The organism is Comamonas sp. Z3, from assembly GCF_008121565.1.
In the GTDB taxonomy this organism is placed as follows: Bacteria; Pseudomonadota; Gammaproteobacteria; order Burkholderiales; family Burkholderiaceae_C; genus Comamonas; species Comamonas brasiliensis.
Genome location: NZ_VOQU01000005.1, coordinates 44,069 through 64,194, shown reverse-complemented (window position 1 = coordinate 64,194; position 20,126 = coordinate 44,069). Strand labels below are relative to the sequence as shown.

The window sequence follows — 20,126 nt, the reverse complement described above, 5'->3', positions numbered from 1 at the left end:
TTGGTTTCTCCGCTGCCCATGGTTTCGACTGCTGCTCTCGTCATCCCCCTTCTGGCTCTCTGGCTCTGGTGGCCTGTCTCCAGCCTCAACGGTACGTCCCGTCTGGCCCGCCTGCTGGCGGTTCTGATCACAAGCCTGCTGGGCGTCGCGCCGGCCTTGCTGCTCAAGGCCGTGCAGACCAATGCCCTGCCCTACGCCGTGGTGGCACGCCTGCAGGTTCCCGGCGGCTGGATTCTGGCCATGCTGCTGATGCTGGCGTTGTTCGTGCTGCTGCGCGATCTGCTGTGGCTCATCGCCCGGCTCATGGGGCGCACCGGCCTGGCGCAGCTGCTGCACCTTCCCGCTCTCACCATGGCCGCTGTGATCGCAACCGGCTGCCTGAGCGCCATCGGCGTCTTCAACGCCCTGCAGCCGCCCCGGGTGCATGAGCAGCAGCTCGCGGTCAGAAACCTGCCCGCCGCCCTGCACGGCCTGCGCATTGCCGTGCTGGCCGATATCCACGCCAGCCCGGTCAACGATGCCAGCTATGTGCAGACCATCGTGCAGCGCACCCTGGCCACCACGCCCGACCTGATTGTGCTGCCCGGCGACATGGTGGACGGCGATGTCGCCACCAGCCGCCCCCATGTGGCGCCGCTGGCCGGTTTGAGCGCACGCTACGGCGTCTGGGCGGCACCGGGCAACCACGAGTACTACAGTGGCTACAACGCCTGGATGACCGAGTTCCGCCGCCTGGGCCTGAATCTGCTGGAAAACCGCACGCAGCTGCTGAGCATCAAGGGCAGCAAGCTGGCCCTGTCCGGCATCGGCGACCCGGTGTTCGGCCGTACCTCGCCCAACAACGCCAATCCCGAGCAGGCCGAAGGCATCCCCCCCGACGTGGATGCGGTTGCCGCCCAGGCCCGCAAGGCAGGGGCAGCGTTTCATATCCTGCTGGCGCACCAGCCCAAGTTCGCGCGGGACAACGCGGACAAGGGCGTGAATCTGCAGATCTCGGGCCATACCCACGGCGGACTGATCCTGGGCATGGACCGCTGGCTGGTGGCCCCCGTCAACAACGGTTTTGTGCGCGGCGAATATGACATTGGCAACATGAAGCTGCTGGTCAGCAGCGGCGCAGGCCTGTGGGCTGGTTTTGCCGTACGCCTCGGCGTGGCGCCACGCATCGAGTTGCTGACGCTGGTTGCACAGCAGTGATTACCGGCCTTGAGAACTCCCGCAGTTGTGCGGGGCCTGTATTTCCTTGAAATTCCTGCAGCGCAAAACCATCTCAACCATCTGAGGCATTTGCAAAAATCAAACAGATTCCAAAGCCCGGGATTTTCCCGACAGTTCCGGCCGCCATAAAGCAGCGGGTTTAGCAGCGGATTTACGATCCTTCTTTTCGAATCAGTCACTTAAGGCCTGAAAACCTTGAAACTGCGCCTGTGACTCCATTACACACCAACAGATTCATTCGCGGCCCTGCCTGACAAAAAGCTGTCAAAAGCTCGCCTGCTTACATTCCCATAAAGCGATACCGCAGGCCGGGGCCAATGCGCCGCTAAGATACAAATCATTTTTCAGAGTCCGTACCGACTCAGGCCCCTGCGCAGAAACCGGCCCATATTCCGGGCATTGCCAACGCCGCAATGCCGCCGAGCGGCCATTGCTGCGGACTCTTTTCTCGATTGCAGACCATGAATTGTTCCCAATGCGGCAATCCGCTCTCTCCGAATGCCAAGTTCTGCAAGAACTGCGGCACCCGCCAAGCTCCGGAAGCGGCCATCACTGCGGTTGAAAAAATCTGCAGCCAATGCCAGGCTGTCTGCAAGCCCGACGCCCGTTTCTGCACGCGCTGCGGCATGGTTTTCGGGAGCCGCGCCGACACCGATGTGCTGGCGGCCGCGCCTCAGAGGCCTTCGGGCGCTGCGCAGGCCATCGGCGGAGCCGGTCTGGCTCCGCCCCTGATCGAGCCCATGGACCTGCCGCCGTTGCCCGAGCCTGCAGCCAAGCTTGCGCCGCGCAACCACCGTCCGCCGGCCTTTCCTCAAGAGCCGGTACGCGGCAGCAATGCCTGGATCAAATGGGCAGCGCTGGCACTGCTGATCGCCGCCATTGCGGGCGGTGTGATGATGGCCAGCAATATGAAGGGCCTGACCGGCACGGGCAGTAGCGCCAATAGCGCATCCGGTGCGACCCAGGCCGGCAAGGATGCGATTTCGGCCGAGGACAAGGCCAAGGCCGATGCCCTGGTCGGCCCGCTGGGCGGCAATACGGCCGCGCAGGCAACGCCTGCCGAAAGTGCCCCGGCTGCCGTGGACAATGTGCCCAGCACGACAGTCGCCCCCGTGGTGGCGACCCCAGACACCGTCAGCGCGGCACCCGCGCCAGCGGCCAGCCCGCAGCTGCCCGCTGCCCCGGCATCCGGCAAACCGCCCGTGCAGGCCCCTGCAAGAACACCTCCAGTCAAGAAGAGCACCGCACCATCGCTGGATGACCTGCTGGATTGAAAGCCATGAAAAAACTCAAACTCACTGTGCTCGCCTGCGCCGCCACCCTGCTCGGCGGCTGCGCCACCTTGCAAGATGCCTCCACGTCGCTGAGCTGCATGCTCTCGCGCGTCACCAATTCCGCAGACCCCAGCTGCGGCCCAGGCGGCAGCGCGCCCGCTGTTTCGGGCGGACAGAGCGAGCGCTTTGCGCGTCTGCAAGCCGCTCTGGATCAGGAGACCCAGCAGGCACAGAGCATGCAGGCCCAGGCCGTGCAGGCCATGCAGAAGCTGCCGCCCAAACAACGCGCCGTAGCCGGTCCGGTGCAGACCAGGACCGTCAGCATCGCCGACGGGCAGTCGGGACAGGCACACCAGATGCGCAGCTTCTCCGCCCTGACCGTGGAGATGCCGCTGGCCGCCAAGGGTCGCAAGGAATATACCCAGGCCATGAACGTGCTCAAGGAGCTGGCCAATGAACTGGCCGACAACCGGGGCTCCTCCAGCATCGTGGTCGATCAGTCGGACGAGGATGTCAAGGCCGGGCGCGTGAATACCGCCACAGGCACCACCCAGTCCAAGGGCGGCAAACCCGTCACTGTCATCAAGAAGATCGACACTGGTCTGCCCGCCGGCGTTGAGCGCTACACCATAGAAGCCGGCGAAATCCGCGGCAAGCTTTGACACCCGGCCAGCCAGCGGCTCACCGTGCCAGACCAGCCAGCCTCAACCACAAGACAGGACGAAAAATGAGAGAGCAACCCCTGGGAGAAATACGTTTTGCCACCCTTGCCAGAGCCGCCGAAGGGCTGACTCAGTGGCGACCGCTGCTGCTGAGCTTTCTGACGCTGCTGGTCACCGGCGCACTGATCGCAGGCGCGGCATGGATGCTGGTCAACGCCGGCTTCTTCATGTACCTGATCTTCATGCTGGCGTCGGTCATCGCGCTGCTGGCCGGCTCTTCGGGCGTCGGCATCATGCTCATGGACAAGGCCAGGAACGAGCCCGTGCGCTCCTTCTCGGCGGCAGCATCGGCCGGCCTGCTGTGCCTGCCCAAGTTCCTGCTGGTCGGTCTGGCGGTATTGCTTGCCACGCTGGCCTACTACCTGCTAGCTGCCGTCATCTACTTCATCTGCAAGATTCCCGTGCTCGGCAGCATTCTGGCCTTTGTGGCCCACCCGATTCTGGTGCTGGTCGCCGCCGCCTTGCTGATCGCCATGATCTGGGTCGTCGGCCCCTTGATGGGCCCAGCGCTTTGGAGCGGCCTGTCCGTCAAGGCTGCGCTGGCCAATGTGCTGAGCATTGCACGCAAGCGACTGGTCGAAGTGGTGCTGATGGAAGTCGTGCTCTACGTCATTCTGGGCCTGGTCTGCTTCATGCTTTTTGCCGGACTGGTTCCCGCCACCGTCTCCCTGACCGGGATGGCCATGAGCATTACCGGAGATGCCGGCTCCATGGCCGGCATGTTCATGGGCGGCGGCTACGGCCGTGGTTACGGCGGTGGCTTCAATCCCATGGGCATGATGGGTGGCGGCAGCACCGGCCTCATCGCCGGCCTGGGCGTTCTCTATTGCGTGGTGGGAGCCCTGCTGGCCCAGGTCGCCATCATGGGCATGAACCTGATCTATCTGCAGGCCCGTGAAAGCGTGGACCCTGCCGAAGCCGAGGGCGCACTGGACAGCCTGATTGGCGATGTGCGCAAAAAGGCCGAAGAAGCCAAGGCCCAGACCATGGCTGCCGCAGAACGCACCATGGCCGCCGCCGAGCGTGCCAAGCAGGCTGCCAGCGAGCGCCTGCAGGAAGCCACAGCCAAGCCCGCCGCCACCGACATCCCGCCCGGCACCGACGGCAATGCCGCAGCCGCCGCCGCAGGCCTGACTGCCGCCGCAGCCGCATCCACCGAACAGGCTTTTGCCGAACAGCAGGCACGTGAGCGTGCTGCCGCCGACGCTGCAGACAAGGCTCGTCAAGACGCTGAAGAAGCTGCCGCCCGCCAGCGCAGCGAAGCCGAAGCGGCACGCCTGCGCGCCGAGGCCGAGGCCGCCGAGCAGGCTGCCCGAGAGCGTGCGGCACACGAACGTGCGGCACACGAACGTGCGGCTGCCGAACTGGCCGCACGCCAGCGTGCCGAAGCCCAGGCCGCAGAAGAACGCGCCGCAGCCCAGTCTGCCGAAGAAGCACGTCAGCAAGCCGAGGCCCAGCGTCTGAAGGCACAAGCCGAGCAGCAGGCAGCCGAGCGCGAAGCGGCCCGGGTCCGCGCCGAAGCACAAGCCGCTGAAAAAGCCCGCCAGACACAGGCAGCGCCGAGCTGCCCCGCCTGCAGCGCCCCCGTGGCAGCGAATGACCTGTTCTGCGGCGAATGCGGCAACAAGCTCAAGTAGCAGCTTGCATGAAAGCCCGCAGCGCTTCACAAGCAGGTGCTGCGGGCCAATAAAAAGGGGCCTCGGGCCCCTTTTTTTCGTACCTCCCGGACTCAGAGCCCGCAGGACTGTGCGACCTGCTGCTTGAGCCTCTCGCTCGATGGCTCGCGTCCCGTCAGCGCCAGCAGCCCGCAGGCCAGCGACCCCTGCCAGTGCACATAGTCATGACCGGTGCTGTGCTCACGCTGCACGACCTTGTTGCCCTTGGCACGCAGCACATCGCCCAGCTCCTGGCTGGTCTCGCGTATGCCTGCCTGCCCGCCACGAGCCCCCTCGTAGATCCCGGCATCCAGGTAAAAGCGTATCGGCAGCTGCGGCGATTGCTGATACTGACGCGCCAGCCAGTTGGGCGACTCGCCCCTGGGAGCCCACCAGTAGGAGCCCGAAAGACTGAGCACATTGCCAAACCACTGCGGATGGCGCAGTGCCACATAGCTTGAGGCCAGGCCGCCAAAGCTCGATCCGGCAATCACCGTGCGCTCGGCAGCTGCCGCTATGCCCTGTGCCTTGAGCCAGGGCATGAGCTGCCTGCCCATGAAGTCGGCAAACACCGGATTGGGCGGCAGCTCGCGGCTGCGCGCGTTGTCTGCGCCATTGGCCACCAGCACGACGGCCGTTGCAGGCACAAGGCCGTCTGCCATCAGGTTGTCGATGATGGCGGGCGTGGGAACCTGGCGCAGATAGGCCTGTGCGTCGAACAGCACCAGCAGGGAACGCTGAGCCGCATCGGACTGCTGCCAGCCCTGCGGCTTGTAGATCCAGATATCGCGCCCGTTGCCCAGCGCCTGGCTGTCCAGCCAGTGACGCTGCAACTGGCCGGCAGCCACGCCGGCACGGGGCTGGCTCCAGGGCTGGGGCGGCGCCTTGGACAGTGTCAGCGCGGAGCGACCGTCGAAGCGATCCTGCACCGCCTGCAGATCCGCAGACCGCCCCCAGCTCTGGCGATTGAGCGGATCGCGCTGCAAGGTGGACAGAATGGCACGGCGCTGAATCATGGCATCGGCAGAGACCGCAGGCACATCGGGCGCAAAACCATAGCTGAGACGCGCATCCCTGGGCATGACGAAACTGGCCCACCAGACATCGCTGCTTCCGAGGCGCTGCAGCGGCTCATGATTGCCCGAGGGACTGCCGAACAGCCGCACGGACTGCCCAGCGCCGCGCCAGACGAAGCTCACCAGCTGATGCCCGGCATCCCAGGGCTCGATCAGCGGCGTTCCCTGGCGCTCCATTTCCTGCCAGAAGCCGCGGCTGTCGCCGCCCTGCGCGAGCCTTGCCTGCAAGGCCTTGAGCCTGGGGCTGCGCAGCGGCTCGGGTTCGATCTCTGCCGCAGGCACATGGCCTGCCGCCAACGGTACCAGCACCTGGGTGATCGTCAGCTCGTAGGCGCCAGGACTGGGCGCGGCATGGGTCGGTGCATCGCTGTGCCCGCCCTGCACCACCGGCATGCCGCCTGCTGTCGATGCATAAGGCTGGACGTTCTCTGTACGCAGCACCAGACGCTCCTTTGCCGTGCCCCGGCTTAGCCAGGTAAACGCGTGATCGACGCCTTCGCCCTGACTCAGCCGCCGCAGATGGCGCCCGTCAGGTGTCTGCACATCAAGCACCACGCCCAGCGCCTGCAGATTGCCGCGCACCACGGCACCGGCCGGAGCCTCCAGCTGCAGGCTCAGCACCTGTCCCGGTGACAGCCGACCTGAGAGCGGCTCGCGCAGCACAAGCGACGAGGCCGCCTTGGCCGCGCTCCGAGCGCTGTCGGCAGGCAAAGGTCTGGCCGCACCGGCCGGGTTGGCGATGCCGACGCTGGCCGCTGCCAGCAGACTTGGAACAAGCAAGGAGCGCAGTCCCTTGCCCGATGACCTGTGGCGCATCACCGGCAAAGACAACGCTTGATGATCTTCATGCATTGATGTTTACTCCGCCTCAGAAATCCACGGCCGCGCTGATGCGCACGGTGCGCGGTGCGCCCACGGTCAGGAAGTTGTCGGCAAAGGCGCCGGCCCAGTAATTGCGGCCGAAGACGTTGTCCACCGTACCGCGCAAGACCACTTTCCTGTCGGCAATGCGCGTGGTGTAGCGCGCGCCGACATCAAAGCGCGTCCAGCTCGGGGCACGCAAGGTGTTGGCCGAGTTGACCCACTGCTTGCCCGTATGCACCAGGCGTGCGTTCAGCGCCAGACCGGCCACAGCCGGAACATCCCAGTCTGCTGCGAGATTGGCGGCCCAGCGTGCTGCTCCGAATGCGTCATGGCCGTCGTTGGAGCCGCCCTGGGTGCTGGTCAGCTTGGGCTGCAGGTAGGTGATGCCGCCCAGCACGCGCAGGCTGGAGCTCAGAGCACCAAAGGTATTCCACTCCACACCGCGATTGCGCTGCTCGCCGTTGAGCTTGAGGGTATTGGCGGCGCTATCGATGGTGGTCGAAGGCTTCTCGATCTGGAACAGCGACAGCGTATTCGTCCAGCCTGCGCGGCGCCACTTCACGCCCGCCTCCATCTGCTTGGATTTGTAGGGCGCGAATGTCTCGCCTGCATTGGCGTAGGTGGAGCCGACCTCAAGGCCCGGACTCAGCCCTTCGATGTAGTTGGCGTAAAAGGACAGATCCTCACCCCAGGGCTTGGCCACCAGGCCCAGCATGGGGGTGACGGCGCTCTCGTCGTAGCCCTTCATCTTCTGGTTCACGCGCTGGTGGCGCGCGCCCAGTGTCAGCTGCAGCCTGTCCTGCAGCAGGCTCAGGGTATCGGCCACGGCAAGGCTGCGAATCACATTGTCGTTTTCCTGGCGCACGGCATTGCGCGGTCCGGCCAGAACCGGCAGCACCGGATCGTAGATATTGGTGGTGTAGCTGCTGCTGACCACAATGGGCAGCGCGCGCCCGCTTTGCTGCTGCAGCTCGTTGAACGAGAACACCAGCTGGTGGCCCACATCGCCGGTCTTGAAGCGGCCGCGCAAACCCGCGTCCAGCGCCGTGCTGTTGGTATAGCCCTGCAGGTTATAGGTCTGGCCCACGGCGGAGCCGTCGCCCACGGCATTGAGCACCACGCGCGTGCCCGTGGGCTGACCTGCATAGTCATGCCAGGCCTTGCCCAGGCTGCCGTAGAGCTGCCAGTGGTCGCTGAGCTCGAAGCTGCCGCGCAGCGCCACGGACTTGTTCTCCACTTCGGTGTTGACGCCGCGGAACAGATTGTTGCTGGCATCCGGCGCCGCAATCAGATTCTTCATCTTGCCAAAGCTCACCATCACCGGGCTGCCGTTGTCCAGGTTCACCTTGTAATGATAGGCATCCAGCCCCAGCGTGAAGCGATCGCCCTGATAGTCCAGCGCCACGGCGCCCAGGCGGCGGCGGCGCTTCTGATCGTCGACCTCGGTTTCCCCGCTGGACAGCGCGCCGTTCACGCGTATTCCCAGACGGCGCTCGGGGCCGAAGCGCCGCGACACATCCACATGCTCCTGCAACTGCGAACCCGAGGTGAAGGTCGTGGTCAGCCGCGTCAGATCCCCGGCCAGCGGCTTCTTGCTGATCACATTCACCACGCCGCCCACCGCTCCATTGGGAGCCATGCCGCCGAGCAGCGCTCCCGGGCCCTTGAGCAGTTCCACGCGCTCGATCATCTCGGTCGGCACATGGCTGTCGGGAGCCAGGCCGTACAGGCCGTTGAAAGCCACTTCGCTGGCGTTGACGTCGAAGCCGCGGATCGCATAGTTCTCATTGACATGGCCGGTATTGGTGGTGAAGCGCACCGAGGAGTCGTTTTCCAGCACGGCAGCTACCGTGGCCGCATTCTGGTCGCGGATCAGCTCTTCGGAGTAGGCCGTGATGTTGAAAGCAGCATCCATCACATCCACATTGCCCAGCAGCCCCAGCGCCGCCCCTTTGGCGACCTGGGCGCCAGGGGCAAGCGCAGGCAGACCCACGCTGTCCTGCCTGTCGGAAACCGTGACTTCGCTCAGGCGTTTTTCCTGCGGCTGCACTGTCCGGGGCGGCGTCTGTGCCTGGGATGCGGCACTCAGCGCCAGCAGTACCGCCAGCCCCACGGCAGAGCGCGGGCTGCGGCAAGCCGCACCAGACAGCCAATGCGCGAATGGAACGACCTGCGTGGATGCGAGCGCTGAAGCCGACGGCGCCTTGCCTGCGCCGCCACGAACCGGGATTGCCATGTAGACCTCGTTATGAATCGATCTCCTATGGCTAGAACGAAGTGCGTGGCTAAGGCTTGTTGAGAATGAATCTCAATTGGTTAAATTGTATAACACGCAAACCTTCTCAAAACGATAGCAGCAAGCGATTTCCATGCATAGCGGTAACTCGTTTTCAGGGCTGAGTGCCGACGGGCTTTTCCGTCTCGCAGTCCTGCTCGGCGCTCTCACTCATCAGCACGCGCACCACCTTGCGGGCATCGGCATCGAAAACCGCGATATCGGGGCAGTAACGGGCACCTTGGGGCGTATCGACCTTGCGGTAGCTTGCGCCATAGCTCCTGACAACCTGGGGGGGCTGTCCGGCTCTGGGCTCGGCCAGCACCTGTACCTGGTTCTGGCCCATGGTGGCGGCAGGATCGGCATCGCACCAGTCGGCAGTAGGCTCCTGCGCCAGGCTCAGGTCGCTGCCGCGCTGGTACAGGCCGCTGGGCCAGCGCACATGGCCTTGCGCATAGCCCGGCACCTGATAGCAGGCCATGAGCTTGCCGCCCTTGCGCACTGGCAGCATATGGCTTTCGGCCTGCTCGACCAGCTCAGGCCCTGCGGGCTTCCAGGCGTAGATGTCCACGCCATGGCTGCAGCAGCTGGCACGCCATTCGCTGTAGATGCGCCTGGCCTTGCCATCGAAAGCGGGCGAGCTGATGTCCTGCAGGGATTGCGGCCCCAGCACCAGCTTCCGTGTGGCCGGGTCGTAAAGCCAGGTGCGGTGCGGAATATTCGGCCCCGCAGGCAGAACCAGCGCCTGGGTCAGATCCGGCCAGCCGTCAAAATTCGCATCCACCCAGCTTGGCTGCACCAGCCAGCAGCTGCCTGCGGCGGCGGTCGGCAGGCTTTGCTTCAGGCGTCCCTGCTCGTACACCTGGATGGCGGTAACCTGGAGGTCCATATGTTCGCCGCAGTCGGCCAGGGAGCGCAGCTTCTGATTCATCAGCAGGCGCAGCTCGTAATGCAGCGCATGGGGAAAAGCCGGGGGCTGGCGCAGCAGATCGACCGGCCAGCGTCTTTTGCCGTCCATGGATTGCCACCGGCCCTGCAGACGAGGCGGCGCCATGCCCGGCAAAGCCGCCAGCGACCAGCGGCCCGAAGGCTTGGGATCGCTTGCACCCGTCATGGGCGTTTCCGTCAGCTGTCCGCTTGCAGAACCCTCCAGATCAAGCGTGGCGCCGGGCCGATTGCAGGGCTCGTAGCAATAGCTGCCGCCGACGGCGCCGTCGAGCCGCCACAGCTCCAGCTTGACGGCCTTGCCGGCGATCTCGCCGCGATAGCTCGCCGACCAGACCACCGCTTCATGCAGGGTCTGTGCCGTCTCGGCATGCGCCATCGACACCCAGCTCATGAGCGCCAGAGCGATGTTCAGGCCCGCAACCCGGCCGGTCAGGCATTTCAGCGTCATATCACTTCCATTCACTTCGATCACCAGGCTCGTATCTGCATCATGCCCGCAGCAAACCCTTTAATGTGCGGCCAATATGAATACTGCAAGATGTGACAAATCTGCGCACAAGCATGGGCAGCCAAAGCGATTTATGCAATCAGACAACAACACACAACAAAGCCGCAACATGGGCCTGCTGGTCGCAGCCCAATCCCTGGGGGGAGCCTCTCCGCCCATCATCATCTCACTGGGCGGCCTGGTCGGGCAGCAGCTGTCGTCCAACCCTGCGGCCTCCACCCTGCCGGTCAGCATCTACCAGCTCGGCCTGGCGCTCTCCACCCTGCCGGCCGCCTGGATCATGAACCGCATGGGCCGCCGCGCGGCCTATGTGCTGGGAGCCATTCTGGGCGTGATCTCCGGCGTGGTCGCCGCACAGGGCATTGCACACAGCGACTTCGTCACCTTCTGCATCGGCACTGCGCTGGCCGGCTTCTATGCGGCCTGCGTGCAGAGCTACCGCTTCGCCGCCACCGATATGGTGAGCGAGCCCGCGCAGCAGGCCAAGGCCATTTCGCGCGTGATGATCGGCGGCCTGATTGCCGCCATCATCGGCCCGCAGGTGGTGATCTGGACACGCGATGCCCTGCCGGCCACGCCGTTTGCCGGCAGCTTCTACAGTCAGGCGGCGCTGGCCCTGCTGGCCCTGCCTCTGCTCATGGGCCTGCGTCTGCCGCCGCCTCAGAGCAAGAAGGCTGTGGTCGGCGACGCCAGGCCTCTGGGCGAGATTGCCCGCACGCCCCAGTTCGTCGTGGCCTGCGCGGCCGGTGTGGTCAGCTACGGATTGATGGCGTTCCTGATGACCGCTGCGCCCATGGCCATGGTAGGCTGCGGCCACAGCGTGGGGGAAGCCGCCATGGGCATCCAATGGCATGTTCTGGCCATGTTCGTGCCCAGCTTCTTTACCGGCAGGCTGATTGCGCGTTATGGCAAGCAGCCCGTGACCGCCCTGGGCCTGCTGATGATAGGCGCGGCCGGCGTGCTGGCCTTGATGGGCCTGGACATCTTCCACTTCTGGGGCTCGCTGATTTTGCTGGGCGTGGGCTGGAACTTCGGCTTCATCGGCGCCACCGCGCTGCTGACCGAGTGCTACCGCCCCTCGGAGCGCGCCAAGGTACAGGCACTCAACGACTTCCTGGTCTTCGGCACGGTGGCCGTGGCCTCGTTCGGATCGGGGCAACTGCTGCACAGCGCCGGCTGGAACGGCATCAATATCGGCATGCTGCCCCTGGTGGCCGTCGTGCTGGTGCTGCTGGGCCTGCACAGCCAGCGCAGGGCAAAGGCCTGAAGCTGCGCCAGTGTTTCCCCTCCTCGGACCGCTATCAAAGTAGAAGCTTATATCGCATTGCTGGTATGAAAATCAAACTATTTCAACCATGAAATTGATTCTTTCAAAGCGCTAACAGCTATATTTTAGATAGCATCACATTCCCGGCGCATGCGCACAGCCGGCGTTGCCTGACGGCCGGGTCAACGCTCGCAGCAGACCGTCGCCAGGACCGCCGCCGGCAAGCCGGGAGGAAACGCCAGCCTCCAGCCCGGCTGCGGCTTGCCGAGGACTACCTCGGTCTCATCACTCGAAGTGGCTACTCAGTCCCGCCTCGACCTGGCCCCGGGCCGTGATGGCGACGCCCCGCGCCTGCCTTGCCATTCAGCAGCGGGCCTCCCGCCCTCGAAACATGGGTAACTCCCGGAGTGCATTTCAGCGCTTGCCGGGCCGGCCCGGGCACCCCCCTGCCCCCTCCGGGCCCAGCCTCCCTTCAAAACCGCGTCAGCGCCCCTGTCGCCTCCCTGGCCCCGCTGCGCGCGGGCTCCAGGCAAGGCCTGCGATCGCCCTCTGTATCCGGTACCGGACATGGCCGGACTGCGTCAGCAAGCGCTGAGACCATTGCTTACGCAACCTACAACCGCGTCACATTTGCACCTCATGCAGATTAGGCAAATTCTTACGAGAATAAATATTGATAAACGTTTTCTATAGGAATAGCATTTCCACAAAATTAAACAAAAGAATGAAGTTGATAGAAAAATTGTATTTAGTCACAGATCGCCCGAATCATGCCGGTACCCGCCAGATGACCTGAACGCAGCAGCAGCCAGCGTGACATCTGAGGCCTCGACAGGATTCGCTGAACACAGAACTGGAGATTGACCATGACCTCTTCCGAACTCAGCGCAGCCTCCGAGCTGATGGCTGGCCTGTTCACCGAGCCGCGCTCGCTGATGCTGTTGATGCTCCTGCTGGCTGCCAGCATCAGCGACCTGCGCACACGGCGCATCCCCAATCGACTGACTTTCGGCGGCATCGCCCTGGCCCTGCTCTATGGCCTGCTGGCCCCCCACCCCCATGGCGGCGGCTTTTTCTGGGCGCTGGGTGGCATGGCACTGGGTCTGGTCTTGATGCTGCCGCTGTATCTGCTGCATGCCATGGGCGGCGGCGACGTCAAGCTGATGGCCATGGTCGGCAGCTTCATCGGACCCGAAGCCACCTGGCAGGCCGTGATCTTTGTCTTCATCACCGGCGGTGTGGCAGCCATCGGCTACGCACTCTGGCACCGCATGGCCGGCAAGCTGCTGCGCAACTCAGCCGAGGCCGTCCAGCTGCTCTACATCAATGTCGCGGCAGGGATCGCTCCCGATGCCCGCTCCAGCTCGGCGCATTCGGTAGGCAAGCTGCCCTACGGCGTCAGCATCGCCCTGGGAACCCTGGCGTTCCTGGTCGCTCGGCAGTTCACCTGGGTCTAGTCACTTACATCACGGCATAGCGGGAGCCTCCCATGAAAAACCTCAAAGCTTTGGGTCTGTTTGTCCTCGCCGTACTGGCCAGCCTGGCGGCTGCAGTCTACGCCGCCAACTGGGTCGCCCAGCGCGGCAGCCTGGACGCCGACAAGGTGGTCGTTGCTGCCACCGACATCCCGCTGGGCGGCAAGATCTTGCCGAACATGCTGAACACCGTGGACTGGCCGCGGGGCTCCATACCCGATGGCGCTTTCCATGACATGCAGCAGCTGCAGGACCGCGTGGTCAAGGTCGGCGTGCTGCGCGGCGAGGCCGTGCTCGAAGGCAAGCTGGCCCCGGTCGGCACCAAGGGCGGACTGGCAGCCGTCATCGCTCCGGGCAAGCGGGCCATGACGGTGCGCGTCAACGATGTGGTCGGTGTGGCGGGCTTCGCCCTGCCCGGCAACTACGTGGACGTGGTGGTCAATGCCCAGCAGGAGCAGGCCGGCAAGATGGAGGATTCGCGCCAGATCAGCAAGACCGTACTTGAAAACGTACTGGTCCTGGCTGTGGCCCAGGAAGCCGACCGCGACGAAACCAAACCCAAGGTGGTGAGCGCCGTCACCCTCGAGCTGAGCCCCGGAGATGCCGAGAAGCTCGATCTTGCACGCAGCGTGGGCAATCTTTCACTGGTGCTGCGCAACCAGATCGACAAGGACCCGACCAGCACCGTCGGCATCACCAAGCACCAGCTGTTTGGAACACCTGAGCCAGTGCCAGCCCCGGTCAAGGTCGCAGCACCTGCCAAACCCGTGATGCAGCGAGCCAGGCCCGCACCCCAGGCTTCGACAGCCACCTGTGTCGAAGTGATCCAGGGCGGCGCTCGAACTCTCAACTGCTTCTGATCTTCTACCCGCAACCACTCAGAGAGGTCGGCCGTGCAACACCATCACTTATATATAGCAGCTAGCATGCTGCTCGCCAGCTCAGCACCTGTGCTGGCCCAGTCTGCGGGCACAGCTGCCCAGCCCGGCCCTGCGGCCGCTCCCGCTCCCGCAGCTCCTCGCACCACCCTGCCCGCCAGGAACTGCACGGCCATTCACACAGAAGACCCGACCACGGTCACACTGGGTAAATCGGTGGTCATTCCGCTGAACTCGCCGATGGCGCGCATCCTGGTCAGCGGTCAGACGCCGGGAGCCGGCCAGGCAGCCGCCAACGGACAGCCGCAGATGCAGGTACAGAACGGCATGGGCGATATCGAAGTGCAGTTGCTCAGCCCCAGGGACCTGTTCTTTCGCGGACGCAAGTCCGGCTCCATGAACGTCATCCTGCAAAACGCCCAGGGTGCCTGCTTCATCAAGGACGTGATCGTCACCATGGACCCGGGCCCGCTGCAGGCCAAGCTCAGCGAGCTCATGCCAGAGGAGCGCAGCATCCGCGTCCAGGGTGCCGACAATGCCCTGGTCCTGAGCGGAGAGATCAGCAATCCGCTGCGCCTGGACGATGTGGTGACGCTGGCCGGCGCCTACAGCGACAGCAAGAAGATCGTCAACCTGCTGCGCACCACCTCGCCTCACCAGGTGATGCTGGAAGTCAAGATTGCCGAAATCAGCAAGACCTTGCTCGACAAGCTGGGCTCCAGCCTCAGCGGCCAGCGTGTCACCAGCAACGGCCAGAACAGCTACACCGTCCTCTCCAACTTCCTGAGCGGCGGCGGCGGCCTGCTCAACGCCATGCGCCTGGGCAGGGGCTCGATCAGCATCGATGGACAGAAGGATGACGGCCTGGTGCGCATCCTGGCCGAGCCCAACATCATGGCCATCAGCGGCCAGCAGGCCAGCTTTCTCTCGGGCGGCAAGATCTTCATTCCTGTGGCACAGACCAATACCAACGGTGTACCGGTCATGACGCTGGAAGAAAAGGAGTTCGGCATCGGCGTCAAGTTCACACCGACCGTGCTCGGCAACTCGCGCGTCAACCTCAAGCTGGTGTCCGAGGTCTCGGATCTGTCGCAGACCGGCTCGCCCTTCACCTCCATCAATGGCGTCACCTCCGTGATCCCATCCCTGACGGTAAGGCGCGCGGACACCACGGTGCAGCTCAATGACGGACAAAGCCTGGTCATTGCCGGCCTCATCAAAAACAATATCACCGAAGCCATCAAGCGCTTTCCGGGACTGGGAGAGATACCGGTTCTCGGCGCGCTGGCCCGCAGCACCGAGTTCCAGACCGATCAGACCGAGCTGATGTTCGTCATCACGCCGCGCCTGGTACAGGCTCTGGCCGAAGCCCCCAGGGTGCCCACCGACAACCATGTGGTGCCTTCACGCGCCGAGGTCTATCTGAACGGCGCACTGGAAAGCTCCAAGCCCGCGCCCGCAGAGAAGACGGCGCCCGCACCTGCCATGCCGCCCGGCGCAGCGACACCGATGCCGGCACCAACCGCAGCACCCCAGGAGCTGCAACCACAGGCACCGGCCGGGCCCTCGGTCGACCGTCCCGCTCCCCTGAATCCGCCCACCTGAACCGGAGGCAAGCCATGACCGAACGCAGCATCCTATTTCCCGTGGCCCTCGCCGCCCTGCTGGCGGGCTGCGGCAGCACAACCCCGCACTACGACGCCCGCTTTGGCGAAGCCGTACGAAATGCCCGCCTGCAGATGACCATAGACCCGCAAGCGGGCAAGACGGCCGGAGTCGGCGTGGACGGCGCCACCGGCATGGACGGTCGCGCCACGCGCCACAGCATGGAGCGGTACGAGCAGAGCTACAAGAGCCCGCCTCAGGCCGTCAACGTCATCAACATCGGCGGCTCGCTGACCAGCAACAACTCCGGCAGCAGCGGCGGCACGCCCTGAGCAGCCACCGGTTTTCACCATCCAACCAATTGATTCCGAAAGGAGCACCGATCGCACACCGGCCTTGCACGCCAGCCCTCGGCACAGCCGCCGACCTTTCGAAACTGTCTTCAATCCATCAACACTCTGAGGTTCATCATGTCCCATATCGCTCAACAATTTGGCCATTCCCTGCTGTCTTTTGCCCGTGACGATGAAGGTGCGCAAGTCGTCGAGTACGCACTGATCATTGCCGTGGTCTCCATCGCGCTGGTCGTCGCGCTCAAGGCTCTGACCTCCTCCGGTGGCGGCTTCAGCTCCTTCATCACCCGCGTCACGAACTGCCTGACAACCGCGACCTGCTCTTGAGCCGGCTCCAGGCTGTCCCGGACATACACCTTTACAGGAGAACGCCATGTACTCCATCACCCAATCAGGCCTGCGTCTGAAGCACTTGCTCAGGGACGATGAAGGTGCGCAGGTCGTCGAGTACGCGCTGATCATTGCCGTGGTGTCCATCGCACTGGTACTGGCAATTCAGAGCCTGGCCGGCGGCCAGTTTGCTGACTTCATCACACGGGTCACAAACTGCCTGACGGGCACCTGCACCTAGGAGCGTGTCAAAGGGGTCGGCGCAGCAGTCCTGCTGCCGTGCCGACCGCCTCTGACCCGCAATCATTCACCGGTTCTGCCGCCCTATGAGAGTCCATCATGAGCACCCGCATTCTTGCCCCGACCCTGGTGCGGCCTGCCGGAAGCCGCAGCCGGCGCCATTCACGGCGTCAGCAGCATGGCGCCATCATCGTCACGGCAGCACTGGCTCTTTTGCTGCTGCTGGGATTCATGGGCATCGCGCTGGATTTCGGGCGCCTGTTCATCGTCAGGACAGAGCTGCAGACGGCACTTGACAGCTGCGCGCTGGCCGCAGCGCGCGAACTCAACAAGCAGCCGGATGCCATCAGCCGCGCCGTGAGCGCCGGTGCTGCTGCCGGCAATCTCAACGGAGTGAACCTGCAGTCGGCCAACTGGAGCGGTCAGGGCCAGATCACCGCCGCCGATATCAGCTTTCGCGACGCCAGCTACCTGAGCACCACCAGCGCGACTGCTGCCGTCTATTCGCAGTGCACGCACACCCAATCCAATATCGGCATGTGGCTGCTGAAGGCCCTGGGGGCCTTTTCCGGCAACAGCGCCAGCTTTCCGGCCACCGGCAATGTGGGCACCTATGCAGTGGCCACGCGGGCCAGCGCGCAAAGCGCCTGCCCGATTCCCGTGGCACTGCAGGCCAAAACGCCTGGTGCAACCAGGCCCGACTATGGCTACACAGTGGGAGACTGGCTCACCCTGCTGGCCAAGTCCAACGGCGGCAGCACCTTCGGCTGGGCCAATCTGGACGGATCCAATAGCGCCTCCGAGACCGCAGACGAGCTCAACGGCCATTGCGGCAGCAAGCTGGGCGACACCCTGGGCACGCCCGGCGTTCAGGCTTCCATCGTCGAAATCTGGAACTACCGGTTCGGCATCTACAAGAACTCCAGCGGACCCAGCGTGGGCCGGCCCGACTACACCGGCTATATCTACGACACCAGCACCTGGAGCGCCGGTCGCAGCGCCTACAACGGCAGCTCGGGCAGCACACCCAATTTTCTCGCCCAGCGCCTGGCGTTCACGCCCTGCGGCAACAACCCGTCGCAGTGCGGACAGCAGGGTGGCGGCTTTTCCTCGGTCGCCACCTCGGCCCAGCACAAGGCCTATGGCGCGGACCGCCGCATCGTGACGGTGCCCATCGTCAACACCAGCCGCAAGGTGGTCGATTTCGCCTGCATGCTCATGCTCGAGCCCATGAAGATTCCGGTCGATGACGTCAAGCTCGAATACCTGGGCAATGCCAGCGCCACTGGCAGCCCCTGCACCACCAGCGGACTCGCGGGCGGCTCGGCCGGCCCGCTGGTTCCCGTCCTCGTGAGGTGAACACCATGCCCAAGCACCATAGGCAACGCGGAGTGGAGCTGGTGGAACTGGCTCTGATCCTGCCCTTTCTGCTGCTGCTGAGCATGCTGGTCGCCGAATTCGGCCGTGCGCTCTACGAATACAACACGGTCGCCAAGTCAGTGCGCGATGCGGTGCGCTATCTCTCGGTGCAGCTGCCCAACACCGGCTGCAGCCAGGCCCAGAATCTGGTCGTGTACGGCCAGACCACGGCAGGCAGCACCCCTCTGGCCCCCGGTCTGAACACCGCAGCCGTGAGCTGCTCCTGGCAGACCAGCGGAAGCTATCCGCTGATCAACACCGTCACCGTGACCGTCACCGGCTACCGCTTCCGCTCCATGACCGCCAGCGTCTTCGGCCTGCGACTGGGCGATGCCAACGGCGGCCTGACGCTGAGCAATATCGCCGCCACGATGAGGACACAGACATGAAAACGCCACGTCACTCCCGCTCCGAGCGCGGAGCAACCATCGTCGAGTTTGCCCTGGCGCTGCTGGTCTTCCTGATGTTTCTGTTCGGCATCGTGGATTTCAGCCGCATGCTGTTCACCTGGGTGGCGGCCAACGAAGCCGCGCGCGCAGGGGCACGCTATGCCGCAGTCTGCGACGACACCGCCCAGCAGGCCAAGGTGCTTGCGCGCATGCAGGCCCTGCTTCCCCAGGTGAGCACCGTCAATGTCAGCTGGGCCCCCTCCGGCTGCACTGCGGCAAGCTGCCAAAGCGTGACCGTGGCGATCACGGGACTGAAATTTCAGTGGATTTCACCCATCGTGGGTCAGGGCCTGCAAACGGCCATCCCCATGCCCGGCTTCTCGAGCACGCTGCCCCGGGAAGTCATGCGCCAGGACATCAACAGCAGCACGGCCTGCTCAAGCTAACCAGGGGTGCCTACATCATGAAAATCGCCATCATCTCTCCCAACACCACCCATCTTCAGGAGATGGCCCGCGTGCTGCAGGAGCAATCGCACCAGGTTCAGACCTTCGAAGGCGGCAAGACACGCATGCCTTCGATTGCCGAGCAGCACCGGCCCGATCTGATGATCGTGGACGGCATGTGCTGCGAGCCGGCCGACCTGGCGCCGGTGGAGCATGTGACCACGCATCAGCCGCACATCTGCGTCATCTTGCTGTGTGCCCAGCAGACCCCCGAGTTTCTGCTGCAGTCCATGCGCGCCGGCGTTCGCGAAGTGCTGACCTCACCGGCTCCACATCAGGCGCTGTTGGATGCCGTGCACCGCATCGCCGCCAAGCGCCAGCATCACACGGCTGACCGCCATCAAGGGCAGATCATGGCCTTGCTGCCCTGCAAGGGCGGCAGCGGAGCGACCTTCCTGAGCACCAATCTGGGCTGGATGCTGGCCCGCAAGCACTCGGTCTTGCTGATCGACCTGAATCTGCAGTTTGGCGACACCCTGGCCTATCTGCATGAAGCCAAGCCCGCCTCGACCCTGGCAGATGTGGCCCGTGACATCCATCGACTCGATGCGTCCTTTCTCACGGCCAGCACCGTCAAGATCACCGCTCAGCTGCATGTGCTGGCAGCTCCCGAAAACGCCATGCATGCCATGGAGGTGGAGCCGCTGCATGTGGATGCCATCCTGCAGCTTGCCGCCGCGCACTATGACTTTGTGCTGATCGACATGGGACGCGTGCTCGATCCGCTGGCTCTGCGTGTGCTCGACAGGGCCCAGCTCATCGTGCCCGTGCTCCTGCCCAATGTGCCGGCCGTGCGCAATGCGCAGAAGCTGCTGCATATGTTCCGCGAGCTGGGCTATCCCGAAAGCCGCCTGCATCCGGTACTGAACCGGGTCGACCGACGCAGCGAGATCGGCCTGCCCGAAGTGCGCAAGGCACTGGGCCTGGAGCAGCAATGGCGCAGCATTCCAGACGCCGCACAGGAGGTGCAAGCGACCATCAATGCGGGCGTGCCGCTGGCCGAGTCCAGTCGCAACAGTGCCGTGGTCCGCGAACTGGGCGCCTGGGCCGATGCACTGGCGCCCCAGGCCCGGGAAGACAGCAACGGCTTTTTGAACCGGATCTTCCGCCGGGCATAAGCCATC

The 20,126-nt window shown here is 64.4% G+C and carries 18 protein-coding genes; 15 read left to right on the top strand and 3 right to left on the bottom strand.

Translation table 11 applies throughout. The features are described from left to right. Window positions 1–18: 18 nt before the first annotated feature. The 4 genes from FSY59_RS15670 to FSY59_RS15655 all read left to right on the top strand — a co-directional run bounded on the left by FSY59_RS15670 (window position 19) and on the right by FSY59_RS15655 (window position 4,851). The gene (locus FSY59_RS15670) at window positions 19–1,197 is read left to right on the top strand and encodes a metallophosphoesterase (RefSeq protein WP_148729283.1); all 1,179 of its coding nucleotides are present in this window, start codon (window positions 19–21) and stop codon (window positions 1,195–1,197) included. A 482-nt stretch (window positions 1,198–1,679) separates the two neighbouring features. Beyond that, a complete protein-coding gene (locus FSY59_RS15665) occupies window positions 1,680–2,492 on the top strand; it encodes a zinc ribbon domain-containing protein (RefSeq protein WP_148729282.1) in 813 nt (270 codons plus the stop codon). Between the two features lie 5 nt (window positions 2,493–2,497). Next, a complete protein-coding gene (locus FSY59_RS15660; RefSeq protein WP_003055581.1) occupies window positions 2,498–3,154 on the top strand; it encodes a hypothetical protein in 657 nt (218 codons plus the stop codon). 65 nt (window positions 3,155–3,219) lie between these two features. Then, entirely contained in the window at window positions 3,220–4,851 is a 1,632-nt protein-coding gene (locus FSY59_RS15655) for a zinc ribbon domain-containing protein (protein ID WP_148729281.1), read from the top strand. 92 nt (window positions 4,852–4,943) lie between these two features. Here the strand turns inward: FSY59_RS15655 and FSY59_RS15650 are convergent, their stop codons facing one another. The 3 genes from FSY59_RS15650 to FSY59_RS15640 form a co-directional block, all read right to left on the bottom strand. Beyond that, window positions 4,944–6,797 (bottom strand): alpha/beta hydrolase-fold protein, encoded by a 1,854-nt coding sequence (locus tag FSY59_RS15650; protein WP_148729280.1) that lies wholly within the window; start codon window positions 6,795–6,797, stop codon window positions 4,944–4,946. A gap of 16 nt (window positions 6,798–6,813) precedes the next feature. Further along, window positions 6,814–9,045, bottom strand: coding sequence for a TonB-dependent siderophore receptor (locus FSY59_RS15645; RefSeq protein ID WP_148729279.1), 2,232 nt, complete (start codon window positions 9,043–9,045; stop codon window positions 6,814–6,816). A 154-nt stretch (window positions 9,046–9,199) separates the two neighbouring features. Beyond that, window positions 9,200–10,480 (bottom strand): hypothetical protein, encoded by a 1,281-nt coding sequence (locus FSY59_RS15640; RefSeq protein ID WP_043376409.1) that lies wholly within the window; start codon window positions 10,478–10,480, stop codon window positions 9,200–9,202. A 133-nt stretch (window positions 10,481–10,613) separates the two neighbouring features. Here FSY59_RS15640 and FSY59_RS15635 point away from each other — a divergent pair, with 133 nt between their 5' ends. From FSY59_RS15635 to FSY59_RS15585, 11 genes are all read left to right on the top strand, one after another. Beyond that, on the top strand, window positions 10,614–11,807 hold the full coding sequence (locus FSY59_RS15635; protein ID WP_148729278.1) for an MFS transporter: 1,194 nt from the start codon (window positions 10,614–10,616) through the stop codon (window positions 11,805–11,807). Window positions 11,808–12,673: 866 nt separating this feature from the next. Further along, on the top strand, window positions 12,674–13,264 hold the full coding sequence (locus FSY59_RS15630; protein WP_003055594.1) for a prepilin peptidase: 591 nt from the start codon (window positions 12,674–12,676) through the stop codon (window positions 13,262–13,264). A gap of 32 nt (window positions 13,265–13,296) precedes the next feature. Further along, window positions 13,297–14,142, top strand: a complete 846-nt coding sequence (gene cpaB, locus FSY59_RS15625) for a Flp pilus assembly protein CpaB (RefSeq protein WP_003055596.1) — start codon at window positions 13,297–13,299, stop codon at window positions 14,140–14,142. A gap of 66 nt (window positions 14,143–14,208) precedes the next feature. Next, window positions 14,209–15,765 carry a type II and III secretion system protein family protein gene (locus FSY59_RS15620; protein ID WP_148729277.1) on the top strand — a complete coding sequence of 519 codons (1,557 nt, stop codon included), beginning with the start codon at window positions 14,209–14,211 and terminating at the stop codon, window positions 15,763–15,765. A gap of 14 nt (window positions 15,766–15,779) precedes the next feature. Beyond that, window positions 15,780–16,097, top strand: a complete 318-nt coding sequence (locus FSY59_RS15615) for a hypothetical protein (RefSeq protein WP_003055599.1) — start codon at window positions 15,780–15,782, stop codon at window positions 16,095–16,097. A 138-nt stretch (window positions 16,098–16,235) separates the two neighbouring features. Next, a complete protein-coding gene (locus FSY59_RS15610; protein ID WP_003055600.1) occupies window positions 16,236–16,445 on the top strand; it encodes a Flp family type IVb pilin in 210 nt (69 codons plus the stop codon). Window positions 16,446–16,491: 46 nt separating this feature from the next. Next, the gene (locus FSY59_RS15605; RefSeq protein WP_003055601.1) at window positions 16,492–16,689 is read left to right on the top strand and encodes a Flp family type IVb pilin; all 198 of its coding nucleotides are present in this window, start codon (window positions 16,492–16,494) and stop codon (window positions 16,687–16,689) included. A gap of 98 nt (window positions 16,690–16,787) precedes the next feature. Continuing rightward, a complete protein-coding gene (locus FSY59_RS15600) occupies window positions 16,788–18,047 on the top strand; it encodes a Tad domain-containing protein (protein WP_003055602.1) in 1,260 nt (419 codons plus the stop codon). Window positions 18,048–18,052: 5 nt separating this feature from the next. Beyond that, window positions 18,053–18,496 carry a TadE/TadG family type IV pilus assembly protein gene (locus FSY59_RS15595; RefSeq protein WP_003055603.1) on the top strand — a complete coding sequence of 148 codons (444 nt, stop codon included), beginning with the start codon at window positions 18,053–18,055 and terminating at the stop codon, window positions 18,494–18,496. Next, entirely contained in the window at window positions 18,493–18,942 is a 450-nt protein-coding gene (locus FSY59_RS15590; protein WP_003055604.1) for a TadE/TadG family type IV pilus assembly protein, read from the top strand. Before FSY59_RS15595 ends, FSY59_RS15590 begins: the two co-directional genes overlap by 4 nt. Before the next feature lie 17 nt (window positions 18,943–18,959). Next, entirely contained in the window at window positions 18,960–20,120 is a 1,161-nt protein-coding gene (locus FSY59_RS15585; RefSeq protein ID WP_043372583.1) for an AAA family ATPase, read from the top strand. The last annotated feature ends 6 nt before the right edge of the window (window positions 20,121–20,126 follow it).